At 70.6% G+C, this 6,809-nt stretch carries 7 protein-coding genes; 4 read left to right on the forward strand and 3 right to left on the reverse strand.

What is annotated here, in order from left to right; translation table 11 throughout:
* The coding region (locus ACE3Q3_RS22030) for an amidase (protein WP_374449605.1) at positions 1 to 1,450 on the reverse strand (1,450 nt) is incomplete at its 3' end.
* A gap of 114 nt (positions 1,451 to 1,564) precedes the next feature.
* Between ACE3Q3_RS22030 and ACE3Q3_RS22035 the strand changes: the two genes are divergently transcribed.
* The 4 genes from ACE3Q3_RS22035 to ACE3Q3_RS22050 all read left to right on the forward strand — a co-directional run bounded on the left by ACE3Q3_RS22035 (position 1,565) and on the right by ACE3Q3_RS22050 (position 5,233).
* Complete coding sequence (locus ACE3Q3_RS22035; protein ID WP_374449606.1) at positions 1,565 to 2,311, forward strand: DUF4126 domain-containing protein; 747 nt, start codon at positions 1,565 to 1,567, stop codon at positions 2,309 to 2,311.
* An 80-nt stretch (positions 2,312 to 2,391) separates the two neighbouring features.
* Positions 2,392 to 3,309 carry a fatty acid desaturase gene (locus ACE3Q3_RS22040; RefSeq protein ID WP_374449609.1) on the forward strand — a complete coding sequence of 306 codons (918 nt, stop codon included), beginning with the start codon at positions 2,392 to 2,394 and terminating at the stop codon, positions 3,307 to 3,309.
* On the forward strand, positions 3,306 to 4,319 hold the full coding sequence (locus ACE3Q3_RS22045) for an alpha/beta fold hydrolase (RefSeq protein WP_374449611.1): 1,014 nt from the start codon (positions 3,306 to 3,308) through the stop codon (positions 4,317 to 4,319). The genes ACE3Q3_RS22040 and ACE3Q3_RS22045 overlap by 4 nt, the downstream gene beginning before the upstream one ends.
* Positions 4,316 to 5,233 (forward strand): aminotransferase class IV, encoded by a 918-nt coding sequence (locus tag ACE3Q3_RS22050; RefSeq protein WP_374449613.1) that lies wholly within the window; start codon positions 4,316 to 4,318, stop codon positions 5,231 to 5,233. Before ACE3Q3_RS22045 ends, ACE3Q3_RS22050 begins: the two co-directional genes overlap by 4 nt.
* Positions 5,234 to 5,240: 7 nt before the next feature.
* Here the strand turns inward: ACE3Q3_RS22050 and ACE3Q3_RS22055 are convergent, their stop codons facing one another.
* The gene (locus ACE3Q3_RS22055; RefSeq protein WP_374449615.1) at positions 5,241 to 5,411 is read right to left on the reverse strand and encodes a hypothetical protein; all 171 of its coding nucleotides are present in this window, start codon (positions 5,409 to 5,411) and stop codon (positions 5,241 to 5,243) included.
* 303 nt (positions 5,412 to 5,714) lie between these two features.
* Positions 5,715 to 6,725, reverse strand: coding sequence for a dipeptidase (locus tag ACE3Q3_RS22060; RefSeq protein WP_374449617.1), 1,011 nt, complete (start codon positions 6,723 to 6,725; stop codon positions 5,715 to 5,717).
* Positions 6,726 to 6,809 lie beyond the last annotated feature (84 nt).

Consider the following 6,809-nt stretch of genomic DNA (forward strand, 5'->3'; position numbering starts at 1 on the left):
TGTAGCCGGGCGGCGGCTCGTAGCCGTGCCACTCCTTCGCCAGTAGGCGGGCGAAGGCGATGGTGCTGCGGTCGCCGCCGAAGGGTCCGACGATCTGGACGCCGATCGGCAGGCCCGAGGGGCTGAGCCCCGCCGGCGCCACGGTCGCCGGCAGGTAGACGACCCCCGGATAGCCCGCCCAGAACATCTGGTCGATCACCGACACGGGCTTGCCGTTGACGATGATCTTCTGGTCCCAGCGGTTGCCCTCGTGGTTGTGGGCGAAGGCGGTGGTGGAGGCGGCCGGGCAGAGCAGGATGTCGTAGCTGCGGAAGAATTCCTGCCAGGCCCATTGCAGGTGCCGGCGCTTCTCGTTCCAGGCGAGCCAGTCGCGGTGCGAGCCGGTATTGGCCCGCATCATCCGCGCATAGTAGCTGTCGTCGTCGGCCGCGAGCGCCTTCGCGATCTCGGCGTTGCGCGCGAACTCCTCGTCCGACTGGCGGCCGCAGGTCGCCATCCGCAGGAGGTGGATGTAGGTGCGGTGGGCGTCCGTCGTGTCGATGTCCGGGTGGGCGTCGGCGACCTTGACCTTCATCTTCCTGGCGAGGAAGTCCGCCAGCTCCTGGAGCCGGTCCTGGATCTCCCGGTCGACCTCGCCGTTCGGGTCGTCGAGCACGACCGCGACCCGGAATTCCTTCAGCGTCTTCTTGCGGCATGGCGGCAGGCGCAACTGCCAGGCGCCGGCCTCAATCTCGTCCGGCCCCGCCATGGCGGTGAGCGCGATGTCGAGGTCGTCGGCGCTGCGCGCCATCGGTCCGACGACGGCGATGTCGGAGCCGGCGAGCTTGCCGGGCAGGGCCTGGCCGCGGCCGGGACAGATGTCCATGGTCGGCTTGTGGCCGTAGACGCCGCAATAGTGGGCGGGGTTGCGGATCGAGGCGCCGATGTCGCTGCCGGCCTCGATGCCGGTCAGGCCGGCGGCCAGCGCCGCCGCCGAGCCGCCGGACGATCCGCCGGGCGTCTTCGACAGGTCCCAGGGATTGTTGCAGGTGCCGTAGACGGCGTTGTAGCTCTGCCAGTCGGCGAGCCAGGCCGGCACGTTGGTCTTGCCGAAGAGGACGACGCCCGCCGCCTCCAGCCGGTCGACCGCGACCGCGTTCTTCGGCGCGATGTTGTCGGCATAGGCGGGCAGGCCCCAGGTCGTCGGCATGCCGGCGACGTCGTAGGATTCCTTGATCGTCATCGGCACGCCGTGCAGCGGGCCCCAGCTCTTGCCCTTGGCGAGCGCGCGGTCGGCGGCCTTGGCCCGCTTGCGGGCGCGTTCGACGTCCATCGCGACGATGGCGTTGAGCGCTGGATTGTGCTGCTCCACCCGCGTCAGATAGAGATCGAGCAGTTCGAGGGCGCTCACCTTCTTGCGGCGGACGAGGCTGGCCAGTTCCTTGGCCGAACGGAAGGGGATGTCCTGCATCGGGTCTTCGGGCCTCGTGTCGGGGTGTGCGCTCGGGCGATCCTAGCGCCGGCGCGGAATGGGCGGCAACGCCGCGCGTTGTGTCGGCAGCCGCGGGGCAGGGGAGGTCTGGTGATGGATCCGGTTTCGGCGATCGCGTTGACCCTCGGCGTCGGCTGGGCCAGCGGCGTCAACCTCTACGCGGCGATGCTGGCGCTCGGGCTGATGGGGGCGACCGGCGCGATGGCGCTGCCGCCCGACCTGCAGATCCTGGCGTCGCCGATCGTCATCCTCGCGGCCGGGCTCATGTACGCGGTCGAGTTCGTGGCCGACAAGATTCCCGGTGTCGACAGCGGCTGGGACGCGCTCCACACCTTCATCCGCATCCCGGCCGGTGCGGTCATGGCGGCCGGCGCGATGTGGGACGTGGATCCGGCGCTGGGGCTCGCCGCCGGGCTCGTCGGCGGCACCATGGCGACGGCGAGCCACGCGACCAAGGCGGGCGCGCGGCTGGTCATCAACACCTCGCCGGAACCCTTCACCAACTGGGCGGCCTCGGTCGGCGAGGATGTCGCGGTGTTCGCCGGCCTGTGGGCGGCGATCCAGCACCCCTGGCTCTTCATCGCCCTGATGATCGTCTTCGTGGCGCTGGTCGCCTGGCTGCTGCCGAAGCTGATCCGGGTGTTGATCCGTCTCTTCCGCCGCATCGGCCGCTGGCTTGGCGGCGGGGGCGGCGACCTTGCACCCGCAGCCGCCACGCCGGCGCCTGCCCCGACCCCGGCGGCGGCACCGCAGGGTGCCGGCCGCGACCCGGCCGCGCCGCCGCGCCGGGCCGAAGGCGCACCGCCCGCCGCCGGCCGCGGCTCCGAGGACTGGGTCTGACCGCGGCGGTCCGGCGGTCGGCGCCGGTGATGTCCGGATCGCTTGAGCTCGATTCGATCGATGCCTAAGCTCGCCGGGTCATGACGGACGTCGCCATCGATCGAACGCGCCTGCGGCTGCTGTCGCCGCACGAACTGCGCCCGCTGACGGACCGCTCGGACCGCCACGGCGGGCTGCGCCTTGCCGTGCATGTCGGCCTGATCGCGGCCGGTGCCGCGCTGGTGGCCGCCGGCCGGGGCACTTGGGCGGTGGTGCCGGCGATGGTGCTGCACGGCTGGTTCCTGGTCGCACTCTTCGCGCCGGTCCACGAGTGTGTCCACTACACGGCCTTCCGGACCCGCCGCCTCAACGACTGGGTCGGCTGGCTGGCGGCGGTGCCGAGCCTGCTCAACTTCCATTTCTACAAGCATTTCCACTACGCCCATCACCGCTACTGCCAGGACCCGGCGCGCGACCCGGAACTGACGCCGCCGGCGCCGCAGTCGGTCGGCGAGTACCTCCGCCGCCTGACCGCGATCAACTACTGGCGCGCGCGCCTGGCGGTCGCCGACCGGGTGCTGCGCGGCGACTTCGCGGCCTTTCCCTTCGTCCCCGACCGGGCCCGGGCGGAGGTGCGACGCTCGATGGCGGCGATGCTGGCGCTCGCGGCGGCGGTCGCCATCGGCTGGGCCGCCCTCGATCCGTGGGGACCCGTCCTCTACTGGATCGGGCCGGTCCTGCTCGCCCAGCCCATCCTCCGCGCCATCCTGCTCGCCGAGCACACGCTCTGCGCGGAGAACGGGGATACGCTCGCCAATACGCGCACGACGCTCGCCGCATGGCCCGTCCGACTGGTTCACTGGAACATGCCCTATCACACCGAGCACCACCTCTATCCCTCGATCCCCTTCCACGCGCTGCCGGCGGCGCATGCGCGTCTGCGGCCGCACCTCGTCCACGTCGCCCGCGGCTATGCGCCGACCCACCGGGCGATCCTGCGCGGGCTCGCCGCGCGATGACCGAGGCCCGGACCTTCGCGCTCGGGGACTTCGTCCTCCAGGGCGGCATGACGCTGCGCGGCGCGCAGCTCAACTACACGACCTATGGAACCCTCTCGCCGGCGCGCGACAATGTCGTGCTCTATCCCACCTCCTATTCGGCGCAGCATTCCGATACCGAGTGGCTGATCGGGCCGGGCCGGGTCCTCGACCCGTCGCGCTGGTTCATCGTCATTCCCAACCAGTTCGCCAACGGGCTGTCGACGTCGCCGAGCAATGTCGGCGCCCCGCACGATCGCGGGCGGTGGCCGAACGTCACCTACCTCGACAACATCGCCGCCCAGCACCGGCTGCTGACCGAGGGGCTGGGCGTGCAGCGGTTGGCGCTCGTCTACGGCTGGTCGATGGGCGGGCAGCAGGCCTATCACTGGGGCGCCCTCCATCCCGAGATGGTCGAGCGCATCTGCGTCGTCTGCGGGTCGGCCCGGACCGCGCCGCACAACCGCGTCTTCATCGAAGGCGTGCGCGCGACCCTGACCGCCGACGCCGCCTATCGCGACGGCTGGTTCCACGAGACGCCCGTGCGCGGCCTGCGCGCCATGGGCCGGGTCTATGCCGGCTGGGCCCTGTCGCAGACCTTCTACCGCGAGGAGATGTGGCGGCGGATCGGCTTCGCCTCGCTCGAGGACTTCCTGGTCTCGGGCTGGGAGGGGAACTACCTGCGCCGCAACGCGAACGACCTGCTCGCCCAGCTCTGGACCTGGGAGCACGGCGACATCTCGGCCAACGACCGCTACCGCGGCGACCTGCGGCGGGCGCTGGGCTCGATCCGGGCCAAGGCGCTGGTCATGCCGGGCGAGACGGACCTCTATTTCCAGGTCGCCGACAATGCCCGCGAGGTGCCGCACATGCCCTTCGCCCGTCTCAAGCCCATCCCATCGGCCTGGGGCCATCGCGCCGGCAACCCGGCGCAGAATCCCGAGGACGAACGCTTCATCGCCAAGGCAGTCGCGGAGTTGCTGGCATCATGACCCTGAAACTGGCGCCGGGCGGTGTCGCCTGGGTGGACGGCGAGTGGAAGACGCTTGACGAGGCGTCGATCTCGATCCTCGATCTGGGCTTCACCCGATCGGACGTGACCTACGACGTCGTGCATGTCTGGGACGGCGCCTTCTTCCGGCTCGGCCACCATCTCGACCGCTTCCTGCGCTCGACGTCGATCCTGAAGATGGACATCGGCAAGACGCGGGAGGAACTGGCCGAACTGCTGGCCGAGTGCGTGCGCCGCACCGGTCTCCGGCGGGCCTATGTCGCGATGGTCTGCACCCGCGGACGTCCGCAGGCGGGGTCGCGCGATCTGCGGCTCTGCCACAACCGGCTGATCGCCTACGCGCTGCCCTTCATCTGGATCGGCGGCGACAAGGCGCAGAAGGAAGGGATGTCGGCGATCGTTCCCCCGTTCCGGCGCATCCCGCCGGAATCGGTCGATCCGACGGTGAAGAACTATCACTGGCTCGATCTGGAGCGGGGCCAGCTCGAGGCCTACGAGCGCGGCGCCGACACCGCGATCCTGCTCGGGACGGACGGGAACGTCACGGAAGGGCCGGGATTCAACGTCTTCGCCGTGTTCGGCGACCGTGTCGTGACGCCCGATCGCGGTGTCCTCGAAGGGATCACCCGCAGCGCCGTCATCGACATCTGCCGCGAACGCGGCATTCCGCTGGAGATCGGCCCGATCCCGGAGGCCCGCTTCCGCGGGGCCGACGAGATCTTCCTCAGCAGCACCGCGGGCGGCATCCTTCCGGTCGTCCGCCTGGACGACCGGATCCTGTTCAATGGCGTTCCCGGTCCGGTGACGAGCCGGGTGCGCGACCTCTACTGGCAGCGGCACGCCGACCCGCGCGACCTGACGCCGGTCGAATACTTCGCCGAGGCGGCGGAGTAGGCGGGCCTCAGCCGATCAGGTCGAGGACGATCTTCCGCAGGGTCTCCGGCGAGAGGCCGGACGGGGCGGGACGGCGCGGGGTGGAGGGCACGCGCTGCGTCGTCCGCGCGTGGCGGGCGCCGGGATGGAGGCGCCGGGTCGGGGTCTGGATGGTCTGCTGGTCGATGATGGTGTGCATGGTCTCTTCTCGCCGTCCCGGTCATGCCGGGGCGGCATCTTTTGGGTAGGATTGCTGGTCGTCGCACGCGACCGGTCCGCCGCGACGAACGCGGCGATCACGCTTCGATGAAGGCGGGGAAGTCGACTCGGCGCTCGATCACGAGCACGGGGGAGAGCTTGCCGAACCGATCTTGCTTGACGGCGTAGACATGGGCGCCATCCGCCCCGGTGTCAAGAAGCGGATTCCGCTGTCCGCAGTCCGGGCGGCCCCGCCGGGCCGCCGCAGGACGCGGGTCGTGCAGGCGGGAGAGGCTGAGCCCGGTCAGCCGCCCCAGACCTCGCGGAACACCCGCACCCAGTTGCCGCCCAGGATCTTGCGGATGGAATCGTCGCCGTAGCCGCGGGCCGCCAGGCGCTCGGCCAGATGCGGCAGGCGGTCGGGGGTCTCGATCCCCTGCGGATAGTGGTAGGGTGGCGGCGGATAGGCGGCCGGGTTCCAGTGCCCGGCCGCCACCCAGCGATCGTAGAGCCGGCGCGCCTCCGCCGGGTCGGCGTAGGGATGCTGGCCGTAGTAGTAGTCGATGCCGAGGCCGACATGGTCGTCGCCGACGAGCTGCACGGTGTAGTCCACATGGTCGATGAGATCGTCGACCGTCGGCTTCGCGCGCGCCGCGACGAAGGCGGGGAAACCGTTCATGCCGATGAGGCCGCCGGTCGCCGCGACCGCCCGGATCTGATCGTCGCCGATGTTGCGCGGCGAGTCCTTCACCGTCTTCGGGTTGGAGTGGGAGAAGACCATCGGCCGCGTCGCCCGCTCGATCGCGTCCATCGTCGTGCGATAGCCCGTGTGCGAGCAGTCGACGACGATCCGGAGCGCCTCCAGGCGCTCGATCAGGGCGATGCCGAAGCGGCTGAGGCCCGCGTCCGTGCGCTCGTCGCAGCCGTCGCCGACGCGGTTCTTGACGTTGTAGGCGAGCTGCACCATCCGCAGCCCCATGGCGTGGTAGCCGTCGAGGAGATCGAGCTCCTCCTCGATCGGGTCGGTGCCCTGGAAATGGACGATGATGCCGATGCGGCCCGTGCGCTTGGCCTCCTCGATGTCGGCGGCGCGGCGCACCAGCAGCAGGTCGTCGTTGCGCCGGATGTGTGCCAGCCAGCCGGCGACGCTGCGGAAGGTCGGGCCCGCGCCCTCGACGGCGCCGACCGTCGGGCAGAGGGCGGTGACCCCGCCCTGCCGGTAGAGCGCGATCCGCGACTTGTCCTGGATCAGGAGCGGGCAGGTGGCGTCGATGACGATGGCGTCGCGATGGAGGGCGGCCGGATCGGTGGGCATGACGGGACGGCTCCGGAATGTCGGATCACGGCCTTGATACTCCCGCATTCCGACCGACATGCAAATGGAAGGAGGTGCAAGGGC

Origin of the sequence: Allostella sp., assembly GCF_041913585.1 — a bacterium.
GTDB lineage: Bacteria > Pseudomonadota > Alphaproteobacteria > ATCC43930 > Allostellaceae > Allostella.

Bases quoted from the DNA above. Each gene is read 5' to 3' on its own strand.
- ACE3Q3_RS22040 (WP_374449609.1), top strand. From the start codon at position 2,392: ATGACGGACGTCGCCATCGATCGAACGCGCCTGCGGCTGCTGTCGCCG.
- ACE3Q3_RS22050 (WP_374449613.1), top strand. From the start codon at position 4,316: ATGACCCTGAAACTGGCGCCGGGCGGTGTCGCCTGGGTGGACGGCGAG.
- ACE3Q3_RS22060 (WP_374449617.1), bottom strand. From the start codon at position 6,725: ATGCCCACCGATCCGGCCGCCCTCCATCGCGACGCCATCGTCATCGAC.
- ACE3Q3_RS22045 (WP_374449611.1), top strand. From the start codon at position 3,306: ATGACCGAGGCCCGGACCTTCGCGCTCGGGGACTTCGTCCTCCAGGGC.
- ACE3Q3_RS22055 (WP_374449615.1), bottom strand. From the start codon at position 5,411: ATGCACACCATCATCGACCAGCAGACCATCCAGACCCCGACCCGGCGC.
- ACE3Q3_RS22035 (WP_374449606.1), top strand. From the start codon at position 1,565: ATGGATCCGGTTTCGGCGATCGCGTTGACCCTCGGCGTCGGCTGGGCC.